Genomic DNA, 26,966 nt, shown 5'->3' with positions numbered 1-26,966 from the left:
AATTATACATAAATCCGGATTGTTGTCAATTTTTATATACATTATCACAAAAACAGGCAGCTCTCACAGGAAGCTCTCAACCCGCTTCATTACTGCCTGAAGGCTTACAAGATCCTCCATAGGTGAATCTGTTTCAAGGGAATGATTTGCCCTATCGATCTTATGAAGTTCCAGACCCAGCTCTTTTGACCTTGCATCTGCAATCTCTGTCTTGCACCAGGGATCATTAAGTCCATGAAAGACTATACCAGCGTTTTTTTTAAGCATCTCAAAAGTCTGTGGAACCGGTGTAAAGACAATGTGCCTTGCACCGACATTCAGCACTCTGTCAAAATGGGCAGCCAGCGCAGTTCCTATGCTTTTTCCGATAAAAACAACATCGCTGTATTCATCAAATTTTATACCTGTAAGATCCTCTTTTATCTGGGAAACTGCATCTTCAAAGGCCTCTTTCATACGCACCTTGTCGTTCATTATCTCTTTGGCCTTGAAAGGAAATTCATAGTGAGCCTCTACCACTTCGTAGCCCTTTTCTCTTGCAAGTCTCTTTGAAAAATAAAGAAGCGGCTTGTCGCTGTGATATCCCATACCAGGGAAAATAACAGCTATCTTCTTGTCGCTCATAATAGTCCTCCCTCATCTTTAGCACATTTAAGAAGTCCATCCAAAACTTCGCTAAACACCACGCCATATTTTCTGGCTTTGCTGCAGTCCATCCACAGATTGTGAAGCGGCGGAACATCTTCTATCGTGATATCGCATCCAAGTGCTCCAGCAAATTCCTTGGTTATGTTGAACATGCTTCTGTTTGTTTCACTTCCAAAATTATATGCTCCCCCGGGAAGAGCAATAACTTTTTCCATATTTTCAGCCACTTCTTTAACGTAAGTAACTCCTCTGTAATTCCCAGAGCTAAAGCGCAAAGGGGCTGCGGCATTTCGCACAATTGTGTAATAGTTTGGCTTGCCTGGTCCAAAGTCATACATCCACTCTGCGCGGAGCATAACTGCATCCGGACAGATATCAAGTACCCTCTTTTCCATTTCAAGCTTATGCTTTGCATAGGTATTAGCTGGCTTTTCATCTCCTTCAGCATATGGTCCTTCTTTTTCAGATCCCGTATAGACCTGATCAGAGCTAAAGCAGACAAGCTTTCTGCCTTCTGCGGCCTTTGCAAGAAATACAGGAAGCTCAACATTTGCGCGATAAGACCCTTCCGGATCTGCCTCACAGTCTTTGATATCAGAAATTGCCGCAGTGTGCACGATAACGTCAACTCCGCTAGCTTCTATCACGCGCTTAACATCATCCAGAGATACATCTCGCAATGATGGCGAAGCCACAGTATCACTGCAAACATCCATTATCTTTTTTCCAACAAATCCCGTCGCTCCGGTAACAAGTATCATAGATTGATCCCTCTGATTGCTTTATTCATTATCTGATCCACATCGGCTCCGTAAATATCCAGGCCAACCGCTTTTATGAGCTTTACGTTGTCAATTCCGTAAAAGCTCTGTGCAAGCACTTTTACATACCCAAAGCCATACTCCTCAGGGACAAACGCTCCGCCGGCAGTCATTACGTAGTAAAGCCTGTCAGCCTTGCAAAGTCCTACAGGCGTACCTTCCTTGGTGTATTCAAAGGTTATTCCCAGCACATTTATGTGCTCAATGTATTGCTTGAGCATTGCAGGAAAAGAAAGATCCCAATACGGTGCTGCTATGACAATCTGATCAGCCTCTTTAAAATCCCTTGCCAGCGCAAACATTTCGCTATCAAATTCTCTTTTCGCAATAAGCTCGTCACGCTTTTTTAAATAATCCTGATCCGTAACTTCAAACTTCTCGTCCTTAAGCTTTACCGTCTTTACATCGCCCTTAAGCCTTGATAAAACCTCGTTTGCAAGCCTCTTTGTCCTTGATTCATCCCGTACACACGCATCTACAAAAAGAATCATAGTTTTATTCCTCCTGCTAAAAAGTCCCTTATTATCCCAAAGGTCTCCCTGACCATATTGTTGGGGATGTATTGGGGCTGCATGTAAGCTGCAATCCCGCAGATATGGGCGTCAGTCAGCCCTTTGGCTATACGGACTCCCCTGAAAACATGGAAGCCATTGGTAATGATGCCGATCCTCAGATCTTCAGTGCTCCCGTTTTCCTGCTTTATCATATCCAGAGCATTTATCAGATTTTCTGGAGTAGTCATGGATTCATGCTCCACCATGATCCTTGAATCCAGAACGCCAAGAGATACAAGGTACTCTGCTCCGCCTTCGCCCTCGCTTACAGACTCATTACTCCCCTGTCCTCCTGTTGTGATGCAGATTGTTTCAGGGTTTTCAAGCATATACTCCTTGGCTTTTTGCAGCCTGTAGCGATAAATGACACTGGGACCGCTATCTCTCATCTGAGCACCAAGAACTATGACGTAATCAAGGTTCTTTTCACCCTTATCAAAAAAGTGAGAAAGTATTGCTATCTGGCATACAAGAAATATGACGGTAGCCACACCAATTAGCGAATACGCTGCAATCCTAAGGCCAGAAGGCACCTTCATCCACCGTCCCTTTCCTGCGAAAAAGAAACATGCACCGAAAAATGCCGCTCCAAAGAGCCATATCACAAAAGAAAAGGTTCCGCTGCCTACCATATAGACCATCGCCGAATAAAGGAGGCATAAAACCGCCAGTGTAAGCCACAAAACCCTGATCCGTGGCGTAAATAACCTTTTTTTCATCACCGAGCTATCCTTATATTTGTCTTATCGATTGAAAGCACCAGATCAGCGCTACTACTCTTATTAAGACAGAGTCTGACATTGGCCATATCGCTGTAATCCACGAATTTCTCAGCTACTTCCCTGGTGTTTCCGCTTTTGATCTTCCTGTCGATCAGCCTGTCCCTTAACAGGTCCTCATCTGCGCTGAGGAATATGGAATAATCTGCCATTTTATTAAGCTCCCGCCAACCATCCTCATCAAGAAGGAGATAGTTTCCTTCCAAAAGAACTATATCTTTTTCTACTAAAATGGCATCATCTACAGGATTGTGAAGATGCCTGTCATAGGAGGGCCAGGAGACTTTTTTCTCGTTAAGGACCCTCTTTATACGCTCTTTAAAAAGGTCAAGGTCAAAGGTAATGGGCGCGCCCTTTATATCGACCATACGAACTTCCTGTCCGTCTCTTACAGTCTTGTGGCTTGTAAGATACTCCTGGCGCCTGTGAAATCCATCCATACCAATGGCCTGGATGTCAGTAAGCTTATCATTTTCCTCTGACAGTTTCTGAAGGAAACTGGCCAGAGTACTTTTTCCTGCGCCGGGAGGCGCAGCCAGCATAACCAAAATTCTGCGATTTTTCTCTTTCTGCATAGCAGATAACCTGCCAAGCAGCGGCAGAAAGATCTCATTTATAGTCTCATCACTATAATGGGCACATACATCTATCCCATTCATGTTTACAAAGTATTCCATACATTTCACCTGTAGATTCAGTTAATAAATCCCTTGAAAAAAGCGCATTCCTCGTCGTTACACTTTGTAGCTTCAGAGAGCTTTAAATTCAAATGGAAAACATGTCCCAACTGCATTTCTGGAGCCATATAGTACCTGAGGTTAAATAGTATGTTTTCATCAAGGAGCTTTCCAACAATATTTCCTGGCTGATCCTTAAGAAAATCTCCATCTGCAGTCATGACAAATACTGGCGGAAATTCTTTCGTGATGTGCTCCGCTACAGAAATATCCTTAAGCTCATCCTCTGTAGCCCCTCCAAGAAGGAACAACTTCATAAGGTCAAGATCCTGTTCCCTTCCGTTTTTCTTATCAATCCTGTATACGCCGCAGTTCAGCGCTATTGCCTTAAAGAAAAAGCCTTCCGGAAGCTTTATATCAAACTTTTGGGCGTAACTAGTGTTTGTAAGCATGCAGGCATAGAGTCCCAAAATATGCGCTCCTGCAGAGTCGCCTACTGCAAATACATTTCCAAGGTCAAATCCGTATTTTTCACTGTTTTCTGCCACAAATCTCGCCACCAGATTAGTATCCACTAAAGGCGCAGGGTATTTGAATTCAGGCGCCAGTCTGTAGGTGAAATTAACAACAGCAAATCCCCTCTGAGCCAGTGACATGCAGTAATACTGATATCTTTCCTTGTCGCCATAAACCCAGGCTCCGCCGTGAACACTGATAATGACAGGAAGCTTGCCCTTCGTATTTCTAGGGCGATATACATCGAGGACCTGCCATTTTTCGTTCTCGCCATATACTATGTCATCAAAACGCTCTATATCATCAGGGGTTGTAAGGCCCGCATCCCTGATGTCATCATTTGCTTTAAACGTCCTTCTGATCTCATCTACCATATCTGAGCATACGCCAAGTATCTTCCCTATGTCCCTCGCAGAATCTGCAAAAAAAGTTGCTCCTGCCGCCTTCATAGCCTCCACATTGCCATATCCGTAGGTCACCGCAATGCTGTCTACGCCTGCAGCAACTGCGCCATCTATGTCGTACTGGGTATCACCTATCATGATGCATTCACTCTTTTCAAGGCCCTGCTCTCTTATGGCCTTTTCGATGAGGCGCTTTTTATCTGAGCTGTGGTCTGTAAGGTCAGGACCTATCATGTGGTCAAAAAACTTTGATAGCCCGATCTTTTCAAGGATCTGCACAGAAAACTTAAGGGGCTTACTGGTTATCAGAAACACCTTAAAGCCGCCGTTTTGCAGCTTCTCAAGCAGCTCTGGAATGCCCTCGTATATATCCACATCATACATGCGCTCTTTTTCATATATATATCTGTAAAGAGCAACTGCCTTGTCGCAGTCCTCGCCCTTAAAGCCATACTCCCTCTCAAATGAGTCGTAAAGTGATGGTCCAATAAAAGTGTTGAGCTTTTCTCTTGGCTGATCAGTGATACCAAAATCTGCCAGCGCATACTCAACTGAAGAAGTTATGGCCCTGCCAGAATCTGTCACTGTTCCGTCCAGATCAAACATGATATTCTTGTACATCTCTTTCTCCTAATCAATCAGAATTTCAGGCTGTCCCCAAGAACCGGCACTTTGCTTGCAAAAAATGAAAACTCTCCGCTATCAAGAAGATTTCCTGCATCATCTGTAACCCTTATGTCAAAGACCAGGATGTGCTTTCCTGTCTTTAATTTCATACACTCGCAGTAGATATATTCAGTGTTTACCGCAGGAAGCAGGAAATTGAGGTTCGCAGAGACCGTCGTAACATAATATCCGCTCATGCTGCCTGTGGCGCCCGCCATGGCATCAACGAAAGACAAAAGCGCTCCGCCGTGGATGCTTCCATAGGTATTATAGAGCCTTGGGTCCGCTTTTATCCTGGATTTACTGTAGGTGGAGCTAAGTTCCAAAACCTCAAATCCAATGAATTTATTGTATTCATTTGAATACAGCTCAGAGATCATTTTCTCCCTGATGGCATTTTCTTTTTCTGTGCGAGCTTTTCGCATATCAAATCACCTCACTATTTTTGCCCGATTGGGTATATAATCATCACTATGAATACTTTATACGACAACATCAAAAGAAAACAATTTGCACTAAGCTACGGCGTATTCCTCACCAATGGCATGCTTGCCCTTTCAATTGGCTCGCTCCTGCCGTTTCTCAGGGATGCCCATGGCCTTGATTACGCCTTCTGCGGCCTCATAGTAAGCCTGCATTCAGTGGGAAATCTCTTTTCCAGCTTTTTCTCAGGAGCATTGTCAATGCTGATCGGCAGAAAGAAAAGCATCCTTTTATTTGAGCTGTTCTTCCCGCTATCGTTCCTCTTAATGCTATATGGAAACAGTAAATTCCTTCTGGCCTTTGCTTTCTTTGCAACAGGAGTTGCAAGAGGTGCCTCCAGCAATTACTGTAACACCAAGATTAATGAGATTGCAACCGGACAGGCGTGGGCCCTGAACTGCCTCCATGCATCCTTTGCAGTGGGCGCATTTACATACCCCCTGATCCTGATGCTGATCACCAAAAATAATGATTCTTTCTGGGTTTATGCCTGTGGACTTCTTGTAGTCCTCGGTGTCATCACCCTTATCATGTACTATCTGATCCCTGAAAGCGCCAAAAAAGCTGCTTCAAAGGATAAGGCGACTTCAAAGGACTCTCAAAGTGACGTCTTTGGCTTTTTTAAGGTGCCTCTTTTCTACATCTGCATAGGCACACTTTTCTTTTATCTCTGCGCTGAGCAGGGCGTAATTGGATGGATGATCACCTACTTTAAGGACACTGGGCTCCTTCCTCCAAACCTGGCACAGACTACCGCCAGCATACTGTGGGTCATGATCCTGTGCGGAAGGCTTCTTACAGCCTTTGTGTCCACTAAGGTAAAAAAAGAAAACCTTCTTCCTGTCATGGGTATCGGAATAGTGGTCTTCTTCCTTGTCCTTATTTCAGCAAAAAGCACGGTGCCTATCGTCATTGGCATCATGGGTTTTGGCTTTTCAATGGCTGGCATCTACGCCACCACAGTATCCTTTGCAGGTGATCTTATCAAAAAGTACAGCCTTGCCTGGAGCTTTATCCTTACAACCGCAAGCCTTGGATCCATAATAATGCCTGCCATTGTGGGCATCATCGCAGAAAAACTTGGCATTGCCACAGGTATTGCAAGCATAGCTATCGTGCTGGTCATCGACATGATCTTTATAATAACGCTAGTTATTTATGTGAAAAGACATCCATCTGACATGGCCATTTCTCAGTAATCCTTACCTGATATTTAAAAAATTCTGAAGCATCACTGCTCCATCTGGAGTCATTATTGACTCTGGGTGGAACTGAAGTCCAAATATGGGATAGTCTTTATGCTGCACCGCCATAATCTCACCATCGTCTGCTGTTGCTGTCACTTTAAGGCATTTAGGAAGGGTTTCTTCTTTAAGGGCCAAAGAATGGTATCTTGCAACCTTAGTGGTGTCAGAAAGACCATAAAACAGCTCAGAATCATTATCTACCTTTGCAACAGACTGCTTGCCATGCATGAGCTTTTTTGCGTAGGAAACAGTTCCTCCAAAGGCCTCGCAGATTGCCTGATGCCCAAGGCATACGCCAAGGATCGGAATTTCTCCCCCAAGCTCTTTTACCACCGCTTCACAGATTCCTGCGTCGGAAGGCTTGCCAGGTCCGGGAGAAAGAACTATGGCTGAAGGTGCCATTTCTCTTATATCCTGGATAGATACTGCATCGTTTCTTACAACCTTCATATCTGGCGTGGTGGCACCTATCATTTGAAAAAGGTTATATGTAAAGCTGTCGTAATTATCAATTATCAGTACCATCGCAGGCCTCCTTAATGGCATTTACCACTGCCTTTGCCTTATTTACGCACTCTGTAAACTCATTCTCCGGAACAGAATCAGCCACAAGCCCCGCTCCGCTTCTGACAAAGACCTTTCCATTCTTTTTATATGCAAGCCTGATGGCAATGCAGGTGTCCAGGTTCCCGGTAAAATCAACGTATCCTATAGCTCCGCCGTAAATACCTCTCTTCATTCCTTCAAGCTCATCGATGAGCTCGCAGGCTCTTATCTTGGGTGCTCCTGACAGTGTTCCGGCAGGGAGGACAGCGTCAATTGCATCAATAGCGCTATATTTTGAGTCCAGCTTACCTTTTACCGAAGATCCAATATGCATGACATGAGAGTATCTCTCAATAGACATGTACTTTTCAACTTCAACACTGCCAAATTCACAGAGCTTTCCAAGGTCATTTCTTCCAAGATCTACCAGCATGTTGTGCTCTGCTCTTTCCTTTTCGTCTGCAAGAAGCTCTTTTTCAAGAGCCAGATCCTCTTCAAGTGTGGCTCCCCTTGGCCTTGTTCCGGCAAGAGGAAACGTCCTTATCACGCCATCTTCAACCTTAACAAGGGTCTCTGGTGAAGCCCCTGCGATCTCTGTATCTCCGGAAAAATAGAACATATATGGCGATGGATTGGTGGTCCGAAGGATCCTGTAGGTATCAAACAGGCTTCCTTCAAAGTCAGCCTCCATGGGGTTTGACAATACCATCTGGAAGATATCGCCCTCATAGATGTGGTCCTTAACCTTCTCAACTTTATTGCAGTACTCCTCTTTGGAAAAAACTGGCTTGATATCCCCAAGAAGATGACCTTTTTCCACGTTTTTCATCTCGCCGCAAAGGATAAGGTTCTCCATCTCATCAAGCTTTGCGTTTGCAGTGTTATATGCATCCTTAAGTGCCGCATCTAAAGGCACCTCAGGAACTCTTAAATTAGAGATCAAAAGGATCTTCTGCTTAAGATTGTCAAAGCAGATGAGATTTTCAAACAGCATAAGGTCCATGTCTGAAAAGTCATACTTATTAGACGAATAAAAATGCAGGGACGGCTCAGCATACTGCATGTATTCATAAGAAAAATAGCCTACAAGACCGCCTGTAAAAGTAGGCGAATTCTTAAGCTTTGGAGCTTTGTTTTTCTCAATGAGCTCTCTTATATATGTGCCTGGATTATCAAGCTTCATTACCTGCTGGCTGCCATCTTCCAGGGTAACTGTAGTCTCTTTTCCCCTGCTTGATATCTGCATAGTAGGGTTATACCCAAGAAACGAATATCTGCCCCACTGCCTTGAATCCTCCACACTCTCCAAAAGAAAGCAATGGCTACTCACATTAAGGAGCTTTCTCATAACCTGCACAGGAGTTGCCACATCCGACAGAATCTGCCTGATAACCGGAATGAGCCTGTAACTGCCCTCTGATGCGATCTTACTGATCTCTTCAATAGATGTCTGCTTCATATATTCCCCCAACGTATAAATATTCATTTTTTTATTATACGGGGTTTATCAAAAAAGCGAAACCACTTTTGTGGTTCCGCCTAGACTGTAAACAAAATAACGCTGGTCCATAGCCGCTTCTATTGAATGCATCCTGCATTTTTATCTCCACTTGTTGATATCTTTTTTCTCAAGAAGAACCATCAAAAGATCTGTCTCCTCAAGCCTACGGTTTGGATCTACATATCCCCAATCGTGGTCCTCGACCTTGACGGCAGCCACGTTGAGGTCATATTTTTTTCTAAGATCAAGCTCTATGAGATTATGGCCAACCCAGGCCTTCTTGGGAAAGAGCTCAACCATGCACAGATTATCGTCAATCTCAAAGTAATCATGGATATGCTGTGATGCCAGGATCCTTGCTGAGCGGATTCCACCCTCCAGCTCAGGATCGATTATCTTGTCAGCACCAACTCTTTTGAGAATATTTTTCATTCTTGGAGAAGAGGCCTTGGCAATAACCTTGGGAACCCCCTGCTCCTTGGCGATGGTCACTGACATGATGCTGGCTGCCACATTGCCTCCCATACAGATGATGACTATATCCATATTCTGAAGGCCGAGAGCTACGATCTCATCCTCGTTAGTAAGATCTGCGCACACAGCACTGGTAACCTTGGGCGCCATGTCCCTTATGACTCTCTCGTCGATGTCCGCTACCAGCACATCCTCCCCTAGATTATACAGATTTTCGGCCAGACTGCAGCCGTACTTTCCAAGCCCTAATATGGCAACTGATTTCTTTGAACTTTTCATTTTATCCCCTTTATCCGACGTAGAAATTACCCTCGGAATACTTGATCTTATTTGCATCTTCATTGTTTTTGGAGAAAAGAGCTACCAGTGAAATAGGCCCTATTCTTCCAAGGTACATGGCTATGATGATGGTGAGCCTTCCGGCTGGTAAAAGAGATGACGTAAGGCCTCTAGATAGTCCCACAGTTCCGCAGGCACTTACAACCTCATAAAGCGCATCCTCCAAAGGAACGGGATTCACTACGCACAGAATGGTAGTCAGGGCCATTACTGCCAACAGGCTCACAAAGAATATGGCTGATGCTTTTCTCATGGATTCCTCTGAAACCCTGTGATGAAAGACCATGTTGTCATCCTGATTTTTAAGATACGACCTGACATTCATAAGTAGCAGGAAAAAGGTCGTAGTCTTGATTCCGCCAGCTGTTCCTATTGGTGAGCCGCCTATAAACATAAACACATAGGCAACCATGCAGGAAGCCTTGGATAAGTTTTCCTGCGGAAACGTGGTAAACCCGGCAGTTCTCAAGGTGACAGACTGAAACAGGCTGTTGACCAGCTTGCCCCCAAGACTCATGGATCCTATGGTTCCTGGATTGTTATATTCCAGAGCCAAAAAAGCTATTGTTCCAAAAGTGATGAGCACAAAGGTAAAACCAAGAACAAGCTTGGTGTGCTCAGAAAGTCTCTTTACGATCAGTACTGGCGAAAACCTCTTTGATACGCCCTCTTTAACCCGGCTCATCATGTCAAACCAGACAACAAAACCAATACCTCCCATAACGATAAGAAGCATTGTAACTGTCATGACGATCGGGTCACTTCTGTAATTGCCCATGCTGTTTGGCCCAATAACGTCCATTCCAGCGTTACAAAAGGCCGATACGGAGTTAAATACTGCGCACCAGAGACCATGCCTTACGCCAAACTGCGGCACGAAAACAAAGGCGTACAGTATAGCTCCTATGGCCTCCACTAGAAATGTTCCCTTAAACACATCCACCAGGAACGTAAGGAGCTGATTGCTTGTATTTAGGTTAAATGCATCCCGAAGGAGGATCCTGTCTGTCAGGGAAAACTTCCTTCTTGCAAGAAGCATGATAGCTGAAGCTATGGCGATCATGCCAAGACCACCTATCTGGACAAGGACCATGATCACGAACTGCCCGAAAAAGCTCCAGTGAGCGTAGGTATCAACCACCACAAGTCCCGTAACGCAGATTGAAGTGGTTGCTGTAAAAAGCGCCGTTAAAAAATCTGTCTTTTGCCCTGTAACCGTAGCTGCAGGATGCATAAGTATCAGCGTTCCCACCATTATAGTGATAAAGAAACTCGCCGGGATTATCTGAACCGGAGATATCTTTAATTCTTTTGATATCAGCTTTTTTAACATTACTCCCCTGTTACCTCTGCTTCTTGCTGCTATTTTATCGGGGAAACCCCAAATATGGTCTTAACAAGCCATATCAAAAATACAAAGACGATGATGGGAATTGCACAGGCTGTCACTATCATGACCGCCAGGGATTCCAAAAGTCCCTGCAGGAACGATGAAACTCTGTCCACCGTATCCGTGGTTATGGTGGTTATCTCATTAAGGAGCCCTGAGTCAGAGCCCTTTTCCAGATCCAGCTCATTGTACTGATCAAGCGTACTCTCCACCGTCTCTGCCTGTGTGTCATAGACCATGTCAGATATCATAACACTTGCAGGTACTATAAGGAAGATGATAAATCCAACAATAGCGATCTTAACTGCGATCTCAATAAGATCCCTTCTCTTTACCACCACAGCTACGCACACCAAAATGCATGCAATTGGTATCAGAACAGAAAAGGTGATAAATCCCGAAATGGTAATAAGGAATTTCTCAAGATAAAGAGCGCTCAGTATCATCAGAAAGTACTTGGCAAGCTCCGCCATCTGCTCTGCTATAGGCGTTCCAAAGTCTCCCGGAAGGAGAGATAACGTGGCTGAAGTTGCAGCAGCACCGCCAGATAGCGCCATAACGGTTGATATTTTATCATCCGTCTTCACGATCGAATAATTGTGGCTTTCCGGGTCCGAAGCCCAGGGTGATATTTTGGTAAAAGAGATTACAGCTATAAGCAGAAATACTGCTATTATGGTCACTTTTTTAAGATTCACGGCATTTCTCCTTTTTCTGCAAAGACTATTGTATAACCTGAAGCTGAAGGGAAGTTCCCTATAAAGTTAGAGATAAGGGTTTTAGCCTGCTCATCGGATTTTTGCAATATTCCGCTCTTTAGAGCCTTCTCTTTTGCAGCATTTTCAAACTCTGACAAAGATACATTGTAATCTGTAATCTTCATGGGATTCCAGAGGGAATCCTTCTCGGAATATACCTTAAAGGTGCTGGTATCCACATTTACAGACTGTATCTCAGAGGCAGGAACTGTAACGGTGATAGTCTTGGTTTCATCGTCCTTTTCCATGGTTATTCCTTCAAAGTCTATCCCTGCTGTGACCGTTCCGTCGTAGCTGTAGGTAAAGCCCGATGAGGATGGGATGATGTTTAAAACCTTCATCTCCTTGGTGTAGGTCTCAACCTGGGTAAAATAGTACTCCTGAGTGATGAGAGTTCCCATGTTCTTAAGGCCGTCCTCGATGGTCTCTACATTTACGGTCACAAGAACCTTGGGCTCCTTTTGCCCTGGCTCTTCAGAAACTATTGTAGCATCCTGCCTTGCAGCCTCCTTTTTATCAGCTTTATAGCCTATGATCAGCACAAGGCTTGCGATAAGCGCTATGGCAATAACCGACAGATATATGATGTTTGCTGGCTTTTTTAAGTCAATCATATGCATCCCCCTGCTAAGAATGGTTTTGTTAAACATATTATAGTAATATTTTCTTATGGAAAAAAGACTAATACTAAGATTGCTTGTAGCCGCCATGGTCCTGATGCTTACAGGGTGCGGTGCAGCATATGGCAAAAACACAATATTTTCCGGTTCTGAGACTCTTAGGGCTGATGGTGATATTTCTTTTGACTACCATCTGTTTACCCCCGAAAACGGGCAAAATATGCCAATTGTGATAGTGTTCCATGGCTTCGGCGAAGGGGAGAACATCGACGATACAAAGATATACTCCACACTTACCGGCGCAGATGCCCAGTCTGTAAGGCCCTGCTACGTTTTAGAGCCTTCAGTAGAAAACAACGTATATCTGGTCCAGTCAAACAGAGAGAGCCTTTATAAGGCCGTAAAAGAGATAACAGAAGGCCTTATCACAAATAAACAGGTTGACCCAGACAGAGTCTACGTGATCGGTAACTCCTTTGGAGGTCTTGCTACCGTAGAGTTTCTGGAATATTACCCGGAGTTTGTGGCAGCTGCGATCCCCATGTGTCCTGCCCTTACCTACTCCAAGGATTCCACCACAAAGCTTTCGCTGATAAAGGACATTCCCATCTGGTTTGCCCACGCAACTAATGACAACGTGATCCCTGTAGATGTGAGCAGGTCTGCGGTCTTCACCTTAAAAAACGCCGGGGCAAAAGACGTAACTCTCACCGAGTTTACCGATCAGGAGATGCTGTCAGCAGGCGCTCTTGTGGGGTACCACCAGTCAGATTTTGTGGTAATGACTGATGATTCTTTCTTGGGCTGGCTGTTTTCCCAGAGCCGCAGCAACTAGAGGGGTGTATAATATAGCCATGAAACATTATGCTTACATTCTTAAGTGCGCAGATGGCAGCTACTACTGCGGTTATACCAATAACCTGGAAAAACGTATAGAAAAGCACAACCAGGGTAAAGGCGCCAAGTACACTCGTGCCCGTCTCCCGGTTGCGCTTGTTTATTTTGAGGAATTTGATACCAAAGAGGAAGCCATGAGCCGTGAGTGGCACCTAAAGCAGCTGACTCACAAGGAAAAAGAGGCTCTGGCAAGGTCCTAAGACCTATCACCTTCTGGCACTGGCTGCCATCCTGTGGTAGGTGTGTCTGATACCGCGGATCGCTATACTGTAGGACATGATGTTCCTTGGCGCTGCAATACCTGGATGACCACTGTCTCCTATATGATGGATATCAGTTCCCGTCTGCTTGCACATAAGGGCTATCTGCTTGATAGTCTCCTCGTCTGTACCCTCCTGGCTTGTTCCAATTGCCGTCATGGAAAGCTTTCCCTTTTTGTGAATATAACTTACCCTCTCTCTTGCCCATTCCACGGTAATTCCGGGAACTGTACCTGGTGCTGGGAGCAGAATGATATCTGCACCAGCTTCCGCAAAAGAGTCTATATCCTGCATTGTAAGTATCCCGTCAGCCCCTTCACTTATTACGCCCGCAGCGTGCATCTTACCTGATGCGATGATGACATCGTCTCCTACAGCTTCTTTTATTTCCCTGATGGCCTGCAAAACACCCTCGTTAGTGACACCTATTCCAGGGTTACCAGTAATAAGGATCATGTTAACGCCCATGTCCCTTGCCCTCACTGCGTTTTCAGCGTTGGCAACACGGCCCTTTGAAAGAGCCCATGGGTTGTCTGATCCAGGAACGATCTTGCCCGGCTCTAGGTTTATAGCAAGAGGAAGGCCTGTAAGGCTCTTAATAAGGCGCACTGTATCTTCCGGAGCGTGCTCGGGAAGTCCCTTTACATCAGGATTCCACACATCAAAGATATTGCACAGAATAAAGTCAGAGCCAAAAGCTGCGCAGAGCTCAGCATTTGATACATCCTCGCACTGAGGTGTGAACATTCCTATGCACTCTGTAATAAGGGTTCTGCCCTCACTTTCAGCCATGGCATTTAAAAGCTCTGTTTTTCCCATCTTCTCAAAATCGCTGGCAAAGCTGTTTAAGATTCTTTTTCCCATAATGCGTGATCTACCTCCTGTATAATCTAAAATCCCTTAAGTTTCAGCAGTTTCCTGTAAATACATGATCAAGTTCTTTTCCCGCCACGTCCCTTAGATGATAAATAAGCCCAACATCCGTAGCTGGAACGTCCATCTTAAACCTTGGAAAATACCTGCTAAGGTGCAGCGCTATGCTCTCTTTCCCTCTTCCGCCATCAAGGGATGAAAGCCACTTTGACAGCTCTTTTATCTCGACTTCCGTATCGTTATAACCTGGAACCACCAAGGTTGTAACTTCAACATGTGACTTCCCTGCAGCCATTTCAATAAAATCCATGACCATCTCCCGGTCGCCCTTAAGAACATCCCTATAGTAGGCGTCTGTAAAGCCCTTAAGATCTATGTTCATGGCGTCTATATGTGGAATTACCTCCTCTGCCACCTCCCTGGAGACATTTCCGTTTGACACCAAAACCGTCTTCATTCCCCGCTTGTGGACTTCTATGGCCGCATCAACCACATACTCATAGCCAACAAGAGGCTCATTATAGGTAAAAGCAACTCCAATATTGCCCTCATCCTTATATTGCAGCGCTATACCAGCAAGCTCCACCGGGGAAATCTCCCTAAAGCCATAAGGATACTCCCTATCAAAATCGTAGGAGATCTCATGGTTCTGGCAGAATGGGCACCTTAGATTACAGCCATAGCTTCCCACTGATACCACCATTGAACCAGGGTAAAAGAGATTTAGAGGTTTCTTCTCTATGGGATCAAGGGCAATGGATGTGATCTGGCCATAGTTTTTTGCAACCACCTTCCCATCGCGGCAGATCCTTGCCATACACAGCCCTATATCTCCCTCTTTTAAATAACATCCGTTATGGCAGACATTACACTTTGGCATACATTATCCTCCCGGAAATCCTTAGATATGCCTTATTACCTCAAAGCGCTCAAGGGAATACTCTTCGTCTTCACTAATCCCGGCCTTCTGGCGGGCGATGTCTATCTGCTGCTTAATGCTGTCAACACCGTCAAGGTTTGGAAGAAGCAGCCCCCTTTTCCTTCCGTGTGTCACAATTACGCCGTATCTCTTAACGTCCAGCTGATCAGGCCCGTCTATGGGCTCCGGCTCGTCAAGGACGTCAACACTCATTTCAAGGTATGGAAGCTCGTCCTCTTTTATCATTGGAAATCTCGGGTCATTGGTGCCGGCGCTGATGGCATTTTGCATTATCTCATCAGCAATACAGGAACATGTTGGCAAAATAGTGCCAATGCAGCCCCTTAGCGCCCCGTCTTTATGAATGGACACAAAAGTTCCCGCCCGCCTTTCATACATCTCCGGGTCCAGGTCCTTCCATTCCTCTGTCTGAATATCTTTTCTACCTATCCTCTTTCCTAGGGTTATGTAGCTCTCAAGAGAGTACCTGGCAAGCCTTACGTAAAGGTCTTCGTCCTTTCGCCTTTCATCAAGGGCCTTCTTTTTATCTTCTCTCCACTTTTCAAGGAAATGCCTGGTCTCATCCTCGCCCTTCACCTCAAAGGTGCAGATACCGTAGCCAACTCCAAAGGTAGCCTCATGGGAGAGCTCTTTTGCCGAAACCGCTATTCCATCCAGGGCTCCTGCCATCATGACAAAAGACCTGTGACCACACTCAGCTGCTTTTTCGCAGAATACTTCATCGAAGTCAAGGAGCCTGTCAAACTCTCCGCTTCCGCAAACCTGCATTATCCTCTTATCGTACTCAGGTCCCTCCTTGGCAAAGCCGTAAGGACCATCCTCCTTCATCTTGTGGGAAAGGTCGCCGCTGGCCACGTACACAGCCCTTATGCCGGTTTTCTCTACAGCCTGTTGGATGATCTGCCCCATCTCGTAGTGCATTGGAAGGGACAGCCCTGAAATCCCGATCCTGACTATCTTGAAGTTGTCATACTTTTCTTTTATGTAGTAGAGCGGGATAAGGGTTCCGTGGTCCAGCTCAGGGTCTCTCTCTCCCATGGTCCCTGCAGGAAACCCCTGTATCTCCATGCTCTTTATGTCGTCATTTTCCTGGCCATAAGAGTCTGAAATGGCGCAAATCTCTTCCACAAGGTCCGTGTCGTACTCCACGTCAAAACGAACCTGCGGCGCCCTGAAACGCCCCATGTCACCATGTGCAAATTTCCCTGGAGAAATATGGAAATAGTCAGCGTACATGATGCTGTGGGGGCTTGAGATGATGATGGTCTCTGGCTTTAACGCCGCAATCTCGTCTGCCACCTGCCTATAGGCCCTGGTTGTAGCTTCAATCTGTTTCTCTTCGCCTCTTCCCACCTCTGGAAGCATAATGGGCGGGTGTGGCACCATAAAAGCTCCTACTATTGGCATAGTTCTCCTCCTTTGCCAGCACTGATTCAGTTAACAAGTCTCTTCATATCTTCAGGAAAATCCGCATCAAACTTAAGCTCTTTACCCGTTATTGGCTGAATAAACTCAAGATGGGCAGCGTGAAGGGCAGCTCTTGTCATCCCATGGCTGTCCTTTATCTCTTTTCCGTACAGGTTATCCCCAAGCAGCGGATGCCCAATATATGACATGTGAACCCTTATCTGATGGGTCCTTCCGGTGTCCAGATGGAGCCTTACAAGGCTGTAACCATCAAACTCTTTTTCCACCTGATAGTGGGTTATGGCTTCCTTCCCCTCTGGCATGACCTTTCGGATCATCCGAACTCCTTCTTCCTGTCCTATAGGGGCATCTATGGTTCCCTGCTTTTTATCAGGGATTCCGTCTACAAGGGCCAGGTACTCTTTTCGCCGCGACATATTGTCCTTCTGGTCAGACAAAAGAGCTGCTGCATGCCTGTTCTTTGCAAATATAAGAAGTCCCGAAGTCTCCCTGTCAAGCCTTCCAATGGTTCTTACTATGTGCCTTTGCCCGGTTTTCTTGTAGTACCCGGCAAGGGCGTTGGACAAAGAGTCCAGGTGGTGGGCGTAGGATGGGTGGACCACCTTATCTCCCGGCTTATTTACCAGCACCAGGTCCTCGTCCTCGTAAACAATATCTATTTCTTCGTCAGAAGGGATCACATCCCCGCTGTTGTCCATATCTTCGTAGATCTTGATCTTTAGTGTATCTCCGGCCCTTAAGATATCCTTTAGCCATATGGGACTGTAGGCCACATCATCAGCTCTTTTGACCATTACCCCGTCCTCAAACTGCTTGCATCTTGAGATTTCCCGGGATGAGAAAAAGAGCCTCTCAGACATGATCTCTCTTGCAGAGCATCCGTCCTCTATAGGCTCAATCTTTCTTTTGATCTCTCTTATGCTATAAGTAGTCCTGGTTGTCTTGTAATCCAAGCGGTTCTCCTCCAAATGAAACCTCAGATTGCACTATCATCTCGCTTAAGGCTCCGTCCTCAATGTCCAGAACCCAAGCCAGCATAGTGATGTTGTGCGCATGCTCTTCCACGGTGAATTTTGAACATGTAAGGTATGCGTCGATCTCATCATTAAGCTTTTTTCTGATATCTTCTTCTGATCTCATATTGGCTCTCCTTGATGTTTTTATCCGACCTGCTCCCGGATCCAGTCCCAGTCAGGGCTCCGGTGATAGTTATCTCCTGGCAGCTTGCAGTCTTCGTTCCATGGTCTGTTAAAGAGCATGACCTTTAAATCTGGCAGATGGTCAAAGAATTTAAATGCCATGGGCGAATCCTCTATAGCCACATCAAACTTCATCTTGTAGTAGTCCTCAAGTTCAAGGTTATAAGTGCTGTCCTTATAGAAAAAATCTCGTCCATATTTATTTAAAAAGAAAAGCTGTACCCTGGAAAGGCCATGATCATCAAGCCATTTCCTGGAGGTTTCATAGGTCGAGTAGGGCCGACCTGTGATTATGAATACCTCTTTTCCCTGATCGATCCATTCATTTATGACCCTTGAGGCTCCCGGAGTCTCCTCATATCCAAGGATCACCTCAGGTTTGTGTCCCTCATGCATGAACTCCTCGTACTGCTCATCTGTAAGATCAAAGGACTCCTGCAGGTTAAAGCTACGGATGCTCTCATAGGGAACATCCTTGCCGTAGAGACGTTTTCCGATCTCGCAAAAAGACCTTGCTGTCTCACAAAGGCAATCGTCAAAATCTATATATATCTTCATGTCGCACCTCAGCGTAATTTATAAGCCTGTCCGCCTACCACAATATAAGTATTGCCATCAGTACCATAAACGGTGAGGATCTTACATTCATTTGTTGAATATGATGAAAAGAACTTGCAGTTATTCATCTCAACTCTGCTGTCCGCAGTTGTTCCCACACTGTACAGAACTGAGCTAACCACAAAGCAACATCTGTCGGTAGAAGGATCCCAGTCAAGGTCATATGTGGTGTAAGCTGCACCACCTTCAAGCTCAAATACCAGAACCGGCTCTTTACCCTCTTCAACATAGTAAATATTATTGCCGTCTCTTACCCAGACTTTTGTAAGATCGTCATTGCAGGTAATATCAGTCGTTGTTCTCTCACACTCATAGACCGGCGTTCTGTTTATATCCTTGCCGTCATAAACAAGCTTTACATATTCTCCATCAATTTTACAGATACAGGCTGGACCTTCAGGAGTTACACAGGTTTCATAAGAGTAAATCTTACTTAGGCCTTTGCTCATTTCCACTACTTCCGGTGTATTGCCGGAAAGTGCATAACATTTATAATCAGCCTCGATCATCACAGCATCAGCAAAACTGTCCGTATCAAGGACATAATCTTCCATGTAGATATCCTGTTGCTGAGCTGCCACACATCCAAGTTTGATCCTGGCTTCATCCTCTTTAAGCAGTGTAACAGGCTTTTTATCTCCTGCCCTATAGTACTTGACGCTGCCTTTTTTGTCCTGATACAGGATCTGCTTGCATTCCCTGTCTAAATAGTCATGCCTGTAATTCTTGGTTCCAAGATCAGTGATCTTGCCCTGATGAATGCAGTGGTATTCAGTATCTTTGTCATAAGAACTGTAAAAAATAGTCTCGCCATCGTTGGATACAGTTATGATGCTGTTGCAGTCATCGGTTTCATATTTCGTTTCCGGAATATCAATCCCCTGGACAAAGATCGTGGTTTTATCGCTGTAAAAGGAGTAAACTAAAGTCCTTCCGTCAGGAGAAATGCAGACACTTCTAAAAGTGGCCGGAGTCTTAGCTATCAAATAGTCATCGCCTTTATCGATGTCACGGATATAAACAGCCTGACCACTGCCTTCCTGATCCAGGTGAAAGAAATACTTTCCGTCAAAGCTCATTCCAGCGAGCCTACAGGTGTTAGAGATCTCTGTAGTATTGAGGTCTGCGTCAATATACACGCACTTATCATCTTCTACAAGAACAGCCCTGGATCCATCAATGCTTTTTGTAAGCCTTACATCATTTCCCTTTTCGCCTCTGAAATCTGTGAGCATTTTCCCATCAGAATTAAAGATATATCCACCTTTCTGGTAGATTACCGGGCTATCGTAAGTTCTTTTCACAGATCCGGTATATGAGAATTCGGAAGGTTCTTCCTTTGGCTCTTCCTTCTCTTTCTCTGGAATTTCAAAGTCCTTGATAAGCTGCTGTGTTATAGGATTTGTATAGTTATCAAACTCTGTCTTAACCTTAGGACTTACGTGGGTTATGAACTTATATCCACCCACCAGTGATGCTGTCATAACAAGCGCCATTCCTGTGACAATAAGGGCGCCTTTGGTACTATTTTTCATCTAAAAACATCGCTCCACACACAAAATTTACTACCTGCACAAAAAATACCTACAACAGGTAGTATTGTAGGTATTTTATTGCGACTTGGCATATTTTGCAAATTACAGGGCTTATTTCTCCACTGTAACCACATCTGTAAGAATGTAATGGAACAGAGGATATGATGTATTCTCGTTTTCTATATATCCCTGACTTAAGTCATAGGTATCACTAGGATCCTCAGGATTAACGCCAACAAGATTTCCCTTATAAACAAAATCAACGTTGCCTCGTTTGAACTGCTCAACGGCCTTATCCATGGCCTCCTGTGTTCCAGGAGCAGCAACCTGATGGTTTAGCTCTTCCACTTCTACCCAGCCCTGCTCATAGCCGGCACAGACATCAGTACCATGAATATTGCCTGAAATCCTGGACTCTATAGTTTTGTTTGAAAAGACAGCGTCCACAGCTCCAAGTATATATGGCTCCCAGCATATCCTTGAAGTAATAAGACTTGTTGCAGGTGCAACTTCAGACATACTCTGATTATAGCCTACAAAGTACAGTGGCCTTTCCTCAGTGGTCTCCTCTTCGCAGGTTATTGCGGGGCCAATGGTATCGGTGTGCTGTGATATGATCACGCACCCCTCTTCAACGAGCTTTTGAGCCGCTTTCTTTTCCTGGGCGTAACTACTCCATGTATTGGTATAGCTAACCTTCATTGTGGCCTCTGGCACAATGGATCTTACTCCCAGAATAAACGCTGTGTATCCTGAGATGACCTCAGATGTTGGGAACGCTGCCACAAAGCCCACCAGAGCCTGATCTGCAGATATTATTCCCTCATCTATCATCTGTTTTATCTTCATGCCTGCAGCGATTCCGCTTACATAACGGCCCTGATAAGCTTCACCCTTAAAGGTGTGGTAGTTTTCCGGAACCGTCTTCCCATACATATCCATGTAAGATGTCTGGCAGAACTGGATATTTGGATACTCCGGAGCAAGCTTGACTACAAGCTCGCTGTAGCCGTTAAAGAATATGATATCGCAGCCCTGATCTGCCAGTTCCCTTAAAGGTTCTTCCATCTCCTCATCAAGGACATTGCTGCTGGTCAAAATAGTTATCTTCTCCCCATACTCTTTTTCAAGGGCGTCCTTGGCCAGTGAAAAGTTGTAAGTATATGGTGTACTCTCGTCGTTATCGTAGATAAATCCAATTGTCAGGTGGTCTCTTTTACCAGTGATATTAAAGAACTTAAAGCATCCTAAAAAGATGGCCAGCAAACTCAAACAGGTCAGGAAAGTTGCTATGTATACTCGTTTCATACCTCTGCTCCTTTCTCTTCCTTAGTCTCTGAAGAAGAATCCTTGGATTCGTTTTTCATCTCCGCTTCCTGGATCTTTTTATCCTCCTCAACACGGCGCTTTAGCTCTTCTGACTGCTCTTCGCCGGCCTGCTGGATCTCAGCTCTCTTCTGAGCATAGATTGCATCCAGATCGATAACTTTTTTATCAAGGAGCCTGAAGAATGCATCCAGAGCGGCAGGATCAAACTGAGTTCCTCGTCCCCTTAGCATCTCCGTCATAACATAGGCGGTATCCATATGGTTTCGATATACACGGTTTGAAGTCATGGCATCAAAGGCATCTGCCACACCGATGATCCTGCCAAACAGCGGGATCTCTTCTCCCTTAAGTCCGTCAGGATAGCCTTTTCCGTCATATCTTTCGTGGTGATATCTGGTTCCTTCCTCTACGTGTTCAACAAGGGTAAAGTCCTTAAGGATCTCAGCACCCTTTACAACATGAGATTTCATCTTGGCATACTCGTCATCCGTAAGACGGCCAACCTTATTAAGAACACTGTCAGGAACGGCGATCTTACCGATATCATGCATCTGTGCCGCCTTTTTAAGGTTGGAGAGCATCCTGTCTTTTTCCCACCATTTAAAGATGTGCATTTCCTGAGCGATCAGCACCGAATACTCAGCAACTCTAAGAGAATGCTGGTGAGTACGTACGTCCTTGGCATCGACGGCGTTCGCTATAGCCATGACTGTTTCGTTGGCCATATTGATCTTGATCTGCTGCTGATTTATCTGTCTTTGTACAACAAGCCATGTAAACCAGAATATGATAAGGCTCATGATCGTCAGCATATAGAAAAAGAAATATGGCTGCTCGTAAAATTCGCCTTCTTTTACCAGTTCAAAGGTTCTCTCCTCCAAAACCTTATCTCCTGCGCTGTCTAAGATCGCAAGGTGGAAGGTGTAGGTTCCTGCTGGCAGATTTACATAAATGATGTTGTTAAGGCTGTTCTGAGGAACAATTGTCCACTGTGTGTCGTATCCTTCAAGGAAGTAGCCTACATTTGGCTCCTGGATCGTATAGTTTAATATCTCAGGTCCAAGTTCAACACGGCTGATGCCCTGTCCTACAGTAATAGCGCCCTTTCTAAGCGGTGGCTGCAATACGCCATCAAGCTTTACGGATGCCAGCTGCATACGGTAAGAACGCACATCACTGTTGTATTTTTCAACATCTATCATGTATACGCCGGTGTCGCAGGGAAGAAGCAACTCCCCGGCCTCGTCGTAATAGTTCCAGGAATTGGCTGTAAGAGATGTTCCAAGACCTCTTCTTGCATCAAGAAGTTCCCAGGCGATCTCGCCTCCAGCTACTAGCTCATCTCGCTCTACCACGTAAATTCCGGCACTGGACATAACAAACAGAGTATCCTCATCCTTTACCCAGATGTCGTAGTTGTTGAAATACGGGAACTTTTCAAAAACCCTTATGGTCTGATCTGGCTCTAAATAACACAAGCTGTTACTGGTAACCAAAAATACGCCCTCTGACTTGGGATCCTTGATAGTTCTAAGGATTACGCCGCTGCTAAGGCCGTCGTCTCTGGTTATCATGTCTACAACCTGACCGTCCTTTAAAACTGCAATGCCATCGCCGTCTGTACCAGCTAAGATGGTTCCGTCTTTTCTTTCTGTCAAAGTCAGGATCATGGAGTTTATAAGACCATCCTGGAGGCCAATTGTCTTGGTGATCTTGTGATCTTTTATGTAGCTTATTCCAGTGTCACCTGCCGCAAGAATGGTCCCATCTGAAAGGCCTGTAACAACACGGGCCTTATTGCCAAAGCTACCGGCATCGGCATTATATTCCCACTCTTTACCATCTGCAGTGTATTCCATAAGTCCATTTCCGTAAGTACATACCCACAGATGGTTCTGTCTGTCCACATACAGGCAACGGATTCGCTTGCCATCAAGCTTTTGTGTAAGTTCATTTTCTATCTGGTTGTGGCATGCCCTGTCAACCACATCAAGGCCGCTATCTGTACCGATGTAGTAATTGCCCTCCCAGAGCACAATGGCATTTACAACCTTTCGCTCCATTCCAATAGAGCCGTAGATATCCTTGAAAGGAGATTTTGCCAGCCTCAGTAGTCCCAGTCTTGAAGATGTGAACCACAGATTTCCCTGATAATCACATAGCATGTTGTCAATTGAGTTATTGAACTCATTGGTATTTAAACTGTGATAGCCGCTCTTATTTATATAGGAAACACCGCTGTCTGATGATATGAACAGCGTTCCGTCATTTATGTAGCTGATATTGTTAATGTGAGACACATTGCTGCAGTTCATGACGCCAACCTTCTTAAACTTGTCCGAAGAAACGTCATAACTGTAGATGTGGTCAGTAGAAGTACCAACCATCAGTATTCCTGTAGGAGCAAAGGTACAGCAGTTAAAAAGCTCCTCCTCACTAGGAAGCTTTAATGTATCCAGTATCTCGCCGCCCTTCATAAGGAACAGTTGTCCATCTGAAGTAATGGTTGCTACATGGTCTTTTTTATCTGCACAGATACTTTCTGTGTAATTCACTTCATTAAGGGTATTGATGGCTTTTAAGCCATTGTTCATCATGATGATCTGCATACTGCTGGTTGTTCCAACATAGTAATATCCATCAGATGCCCTGGTGATACACCTTACAGAGTTGGAAGGCAGTCCATCTGACTGATCCAGCACATTTACCAGCTTTTCCCTGATGACAATCGAAAGACCGTTATCATTGGTTCCGATCCACAGACGGCCCTCTTCATCTACATACAGGCAGTTTACGTTCTTTACAGAATCATATTTATCAACCCATCTGAATTCTCTGCCGTTGTAGCGGTAAAGTCCCGCATAGGTACCTATCCACAAAACACCGTCATTGGTCTGAGTGATGTCATTGGCTTCTCCGCAGGGAAGACCATTGTTACTGCTGTAGATGCTCTGAACATAATCGTTATAATCTTCGCTTTCGTCAGTTGCGCCTGTTGAAGCTTCAGAAGTAACAGGAAGAGCCATGCTAAGTCCAAAGGTAAGAAGCAGCATGATAGCTGCCCTTGCAGTATTTCCCTGGAGCTTTTTCTTTTCGCTGCTCTCGTGGCTGTTCCAGCGCTTTACTCTGACAAGCAGGTACAACGCCAGCACTGTAAGAAGTTTATCCGCAAATTCAATGGAAAGCTGTCCTAGTACAGCGCAGACAAACATAGGCCAGTTTCTCTCAAGCAGATAGTCGATTACACCATTTCCCCATTTATTTCCGGTATAACCGTTATCAAAAATGAAATTAACTGGAACAGACACAACAAGTGCCGTCAGCATACAAAGTGTGGCGGTCCTCATAAAACCAAAGAACCGGTCAAACCATCGCTGACGTGCAGCTATACCTATGACTATTCCAAGCGCAATACTTGTAATGGAATACGCCGCTGACATGCGGCTGATAACGCAATATGCCAGGTTACCTGTAACGCCAACTAAGGCGCCGCAAACTGGTCCGCCAAAGAAGGCCGCCAGTGCCGTACCAAAAGAATCCATCCATAATGGCAACCCTAGCCATACGGCAAAGAATCTTCCCCCCACGTTCAGGCACACACATATTGCAGTAAATAGAACGATCTGCCAGGTTTTCTTATCTTTCATACGTCTCATCCCCTCATAAATAAGCCAGATCCCTGAATCATTACTCACGCAATTATGTTTATCAATAATCATATTGTAGTATTTTTATTGCAAGAATAAAAGACCTAGCAACTTTTGAAAAGAAATTGCCTACAAATGATTGGCAGACGCTGCGCCAAGGCTCTATCATGATTATGAGAAAAAATATCTTTTCAGAAGGGAGACAGGTATGAAGATATATAATGTAAGCGATCCTGAGTTCACAAACTACGGCAGGATCATCGAGGGTTACGAAGAAGAAAAGAAGGCAATTGCACAGGCACTTAAGGACAAGACTCCTATTCCAGAGGGAACAGACTACGTTGCTGAGGAGCCAGCTCTTCAGTCTCTTGATGCAGCAGCATCCATCACAAACAGTCTCTTTGGGGGATCTGATATGCAGTTTGGATGGTGCAACGGACACAATACCAAGCTCAACTGCCTTGAGTATCACCGTTCATCTGAGATCAATCTTGGCTCAACTGACTTTATTCTCCTTCTTGCTAAGAGAGAAGAGATCGTTGACTACAAGATCGACTCCAGCAAGGTTAAGGCTTTCCTATGCCCTGCAGGCACAATGATCGAGGTTTACGCTACAGCCCTTCACTATGCACCTTGCCAGGCTCACAAGGATTCTGGATTCCAGGTTCTTGTTGGACTTCCTAAGGGTACAAACGTAGGCAAGCCTTCATTTGAAGCTAAAAACCAGGAAGACCGCATGCTCACAGCAACAAACAAATGGCTCCTTGCTCACGCCGAAGCAAACGAAGCTAAGGACGGCGCTTGGGTTGGAATTACTGGTGAAAATATCGATATCGCATCTGACCTTGCCTGATCTTGATAAGCAATAAGCTTATCCATGGCTGCTTTTTGAATTATAAGTCTGATCTGATGAATCTCAATAGCCTTTCGCGGCATATCCTCGCAGACCGCACCAAGACACGGGGACGGTTCTTTTGTCTTATTCTGTGCGATCTGCTGCGGTATTCCACGGTGCTATTGACATTCATCCGGTCAGACTTTTTTAGTGATCAAGCGGCCATGGATAGGGTGTTGTAGGCAGTGAATTGGATTACCACATGCGTTTTAGTTGCGCTTATGCACTATGGATGCACAGTGTCTTCTGCATCGCGATATATCGTGCTGTGACCAGCGTCACAGAGTCAATATAATACCATTGTCAACTTTATCTTCTGCAGGTATTATGGTTTTGCGAAAATATCGCCTGATATTTTAACAAATCTAATACCCACGACTCTTACATCGCTGACGGGTATGAATTTCACGTTGTGGTTTTGTTTAAGCCCCAAAAATTAGCGCAAGAAATCTAATACCAGTATCCACATACCCTTTCGATGGTATTAAAGTACCCTGATTCTTTTCTTCAAGACCAGAAAAAGCTAGGACCAATAATAAGGAAATCAATTGAAGGTATTAGATTGGCCAAAACCCACTTTTGAATAACGCTTTTGAGCGCAACATGTGGTCCAAAAAATGCCAAATTTTTTGATTACGGACTATAGCATAGAAAAATGCTCTACAGTAGGTCATTATTTCCCGCTAAAAGCCTCAAAAAAATCCAATTTCAGACCAGAACCCGCTTTCAGAGCCTGCAGTCCGTAACTTTCCTTCCGGATCCAGTGGCATAATTCCTTGAAAAAAACCGTTTTACGGACTGTGCACTCAAAAAACACTATGTAGTCCGTAATACAATTTAATAACAATTGATATTGGCCATCTTTTTACGGACTGAGATAAGAAAATAAGCCATTCAGTCTGAATTCCACTATTTAACCCAC

At 44.8% G+C, this 26,966-nt stretch carries 26 protein-coding genes; 4 read left to right on the top strand and 22 right to left on the bottom strand.

The window, feature by feature from the left end:
• Positions 1-63 precede the first annotated feature (63 nt).
• Genes J6I68_RS15930 through J6I68_RS15900 form a run of 7 tightly spaced genes read right to left on the bottom strand, consistent with a single transcriptional unit; the run spans position 64 to position 5,490 of the window.
• Positions 64-624, bottom strand: coding sequence for a hypothetical protein (locus J6I68_RS15930; RefSeq protein WP_292221735.1), 561 nt, complete (start codon positions 622-624; stop codon positions 64-66).
• Positions 621-1,409: an SDR family oxidoreductase gene (locus J6I68_RS15925; RefSeq protein WP_292221734.1), complete on the bottom strand. Its 789-nt coding sequence runs from the start codon at positions 1,407-1,409 to the stop codon at positions 621-623. Before J6I68_RS15925 ends, J6I68_RS15930 begins: the two co-directional genes overlap by 4 nt.
• A complete protein-coding gene (locus J6I68_RS15920; protein ID WP_292221733.1) occupies positions 1,406-1,960 on the bottom strand; it encodes an NAD(P)H-dependent oxidoreductase in 555 nt (184 codons plus the stop codon). Before J6I68_RS15920 ends, J6I68_RS15925 begins: the two co-directional genes overlap by 4 nt.
• Positions 1,957-2,742 (bottom strand): YdcF family protein, encoded by a 786-nt coding sequence (locus J6I68_RS15915; RefSeq protein ID WP_292221732.1) that lies wholly within the window; start codon positions 2,740-2,742, stop codon positions 1,957-1,959. The genes J6I68_RS15920 and J6I68_RS15915 overlap by 4 nt, the downstream gene beginning before the upstream one ends.
• Positions 2,742-3,479 carry a nucleoside/nucleotide kinase family protein gene (locus J6I68_RS15910; RefSeq protein ID WP_292221730.1) on the bottom strand — a complete coding sequence of 246 codons (738 nt, stop codon included), beginning with the start codon at positions 3,477-3,479 and terminating at the stop codon, positions 2,742-2,744. The genes J6I68_RS15915 and J6I68_RS15910 overlap by 1 nt, the downstream gene beginning before the upstream one ends.
• A 17-nt stretch (positions 3,480-3,496) precedes the next feature.
• Positions 3,497-5,020 (bottom strand): HAD hydrolase-like protein, encoded by a 1,524-nt coding sequence (locus tag J6I68_RS15905; protein ID WP_292221729.1) that lies wholly within the window; start codon positions 5,018-5,020, stop codon positions 3,497-3,499.
• 17 nt (positions 5,021-5,037) lie between these two features.
• Positions 5,038-5,490 carry a PaaI family thioesterase gene (locus J6I68_RS15900; RefSeq protein WP_292221728.1) on the bottom strand — a complete coding sequence of 151 codons (453 nt, stop codon included), beginning with the start codon at positions 5,488-5,490 and terminating at the stop codon, positions 5,038-5,040.
• Positions 5,491-5,538: 48 nt separating this feature from the next.
• On the opposite strand from J6I68_RS15900, the gene J6I68_RS15895 reads away from it, so the two are divergent.
• The gene (locus J6I68_RS15895) at positions 5,539-6,747 is read left to right on the top strand and encodes an MFS transporter (protein WP_292221727.1); all 1,209 of its coding nucleotides are present in this window, start codon (positions 5,539-5,541) and stop codon (positions 6,745-6,747) included.
• Between the two features lie 3 nt (positions 6,748-6,750).
• Here J6I68_RS15895 and J6I68_RS15890 read toward each other — a convergent pair whose 3' ends face one another.
• The 6 genes from J6I68_RS15890 to J6I68_RS15865 form a co-directional block, all read right to left on the bottom strand.
• Positions 6,751-7,320 (bottom strand): anthranilate synthase component II, encoded by a 570-nt coding sequence (locus tag J6I68_RS15890; protein ID WP_292221725.1) that lies wholly within the window; start codon positions 7,318-7,320, stop codon positions 6,751-6,753.
• Entirely contained in the window at positions 7,304-8,800 is a 1,497-nt protein-coding gene (gene trpE, locus J6I68_RS15885; RefSeq protein ID WP_292221724.1) for an anthranilate synthase component I, read from the bottom strand. Before trpE ends, J6I68_RS15890 begins: the two co-directional genes overlap by 17 nt.
• A 141-nt stretch (positions 8,801-8,941) precedes the next feature.
• Positions 8,942-9,595, bottom strand: a complete 654-nt coding sequence (locus tag J6I68_RS15880) for a potassium channel family protein (protein ID WP_292221722.1) — start codon at positions 9,593-9,595, stop codon at positions 8,942-8,944.
• A gap of 10 nt (positions 9,596-9,605) precedes the next feature.
• A complete protein-coding gene (locus J6I68_RS15875; protein WP_292221721.1) occupies positions 9,606-10,988 on the bottom strand; it encodes a TrkH family potassium uptake protein in 1,383 nt (460 codons plus the stop codon).
• Between the two features lie 29 nt (positions 10,989-11,017).
• Positions 11,018-11,743 (bottom strand): hypothetical protein, encoded by a 726-nt coding sequence (locus J6I68_RS15870; protein ID WP_292221720.1) that lies wholly within the window; start codon positions 11,741-11,743, stop codon positions 11,018-11,020.
• On the bottom strand, positions 11,740-12,417 hold the full coding sequence (locus J6I68_RS15865) for a DUF4230 domain-containing protein (RefSeq protein ID WP_292221719.1): 678 nt from the start codon (positions 12,415-12,417) through the stop codon (positions 11,740-11,742). The genes J6I68_RS15870 and J6I68_RS15865 overlap by 4 nt, the downstream gene beginning before the upstream one ends.
• A 55-nt stretch (positions 12,418-12,472) precedes the next feature.
• Here J6I68_RS15865 and J6I68_RS15860 point away from each other — a divergent pair, with 55 nt between their 5' ends.
• Positions 12,473-13,258: a dienelactone hydrolase family protein gene (locus J6I68_RS15860; protein ID WP_292221717.1), complete on the top strand. Its 786-nt coding sequence runs from the start codon at positions 12,473-12,475 to the stop codon at positions 13,256-13,258.
• Between the two features lie 19 nt (positions 13,259-13,277).
• Positions 13,278-13,520, top strand: coding sequence for a GIY-YIG nuclease family protein (locus tag J6I68_RS15855; RefSeq protein ID WP_292221716.1), 243 nt, complete (start codon positions 13,278-13,280; stop codon positions 13,518-13,520).
• Between the two features lie 6 nt (positions 13,521-13,526).
• On the opposite strand, the gene J6I68_RS15850 is transcribed toward J6I68_RS15855, so the two are convergent.
• The 9 genes from J6I68_RS15850 to J6I68_RS15810 all read right to left on the bottom strand — a co-directional run bounded on the left by J6I68_RS15850 (position 13,527) and on the right by J6I68_RS15810 (position 25,149).
• A complete protein-coding gene (locus J6I68_RS15850) occupies positions 13,527-14,444 on the bottom strand; it encodes a DUF7916 family protein (RefSeq protein WP_292221713.1) in 918 nt (305 codons plus the stop codon).
• A 43-nt stretch (positions 14,445-14,487) separates the two neighbouring features.
• On the bottom strand, positions 14,488-15,333 hold the full coding sequence (gene amrS, locus J6I68_RS15845; protein WP_292221704.1) for an AmmeMemoRadiSam system radical SAM enzyme: 846 nt from the start codon (positions 15,331-15,333) through the stop codon (positions 14,488-14,490).
• A gap of 21 nt (positions 15,334-15,354) precedes the next feature.
• Positions 15,355-16,800: an AmmeMemoRadiSam system protein A gene (gene amrA / locus J6I68_RS15840; RefSeq protein WP_292221702.1), complete on the bottom strand. Its 1,446-nt coding sequence runs from the start codon at positions 16,798-16,800 to the stop codon at positions 15,355-15,357.
• 26 nt (positions 16,801-16,826) lie between these two features.
• Positions 16,827-17,774: an RluA family pseudouridine synthase gene (locus tag J6I68_RS15835; RefSeq protein ID WP_292221701.1), complete on the bottom strand. Its 948-nt coding sequence runs from the start codon at positions 17,772-17,774 to the stop codon at positions 16,827-16,829.
• Entirely contained in the window at positions 17,743-17,961 is a 219-nt protein-coding gene (locus J6I68_RS15830; protein ID WP_292221700.1) for a hypothetical protein, read from the bottom strand. Before J6I68_RS15830 ends, J6I68_RS15835 begins: the two co-directional genes overlap by 32 nt.
• A gap of 20 nt (positions 17,962-17,981) precedes the next feature.
• Positions 17,982-18,578 (bottom strand): 5' nucleotidase, NT5C type, encoded by a 597-nt coding sequence (locus J6I68_RS15825; protein ID WP_292202589.1) that lies wholly within the window; start codon positions 18,576-18,578, stop codon positions 17,982-17,984.
• An 8-nt stretch (positions 18,579-18,586) separates the two neighbouring features.
• Positions 18,587-20,173, bottom strand: a complete 1,587-nt coding sequence (locus tag J6I68_RS15820) for a TolB family protein (RefSeq protein ID WP_292221699.1) — start codon at positions 20,171-20,173, stop codon at positions 18,587-18,589.
• Positions 20,174-20,284: 111 nt separating this feature from the next.
• Complete coding sequence (locus J6I68_RS15815; RefSeq protein WP_292221697.1) at positions 20,285-21,481, bottom strand: BMP family ABC transporter substrate-binding protein; 1,197 nt, start codon at positions 21,479-21,481, stop codon at positions 20,285-20,287.
• Positions 21,478-25,149: an HD domain-containing phosphohydrolase gene (locus J6I68_RS15810; RefSeq protein ID WP_292221695.1), complete on the bottom strand. Its 3,672-nt coding sequence runs from the start codon at positions 25,147-25,149 to the stop codon at positions 21,478-21,480. Before J6I68_RS15810 ends, J6I68_RS15815 begins: the two co-directional genes overlap by 4 nt.
• 208 nt (positions 25,150-25,357) lie before the next feature.
• On the opposite strand from J6I68_RS15810, the gene J6I68_RS15805 reads away from it, so the two are divergent.
• Positions 25,358-26,002, top strand: coding sequence for a DUF4867 family protein (locus J6I68_RS15805; protein WP_292221693.1), 645 nt, complete (start codon positions 25,358-25,360; stop codon positions 26,000-26,002).
• Positions 26,003-26,966: the final 964 nt, after the last annotated feature.

The sequence above is a fragment of the Butyrivibrio sp. genome, assembly GCF_017940685.1.
In the GTDB taxonomy this organism is placed as follows: Bacteria; Bacillota; Clostridia; order Lachnospirales; family Lachnospiraceae; genus Butyrivibrio.
This window is presented reverse-complemented; position numbering and strand designations above follow the sequence as displayed.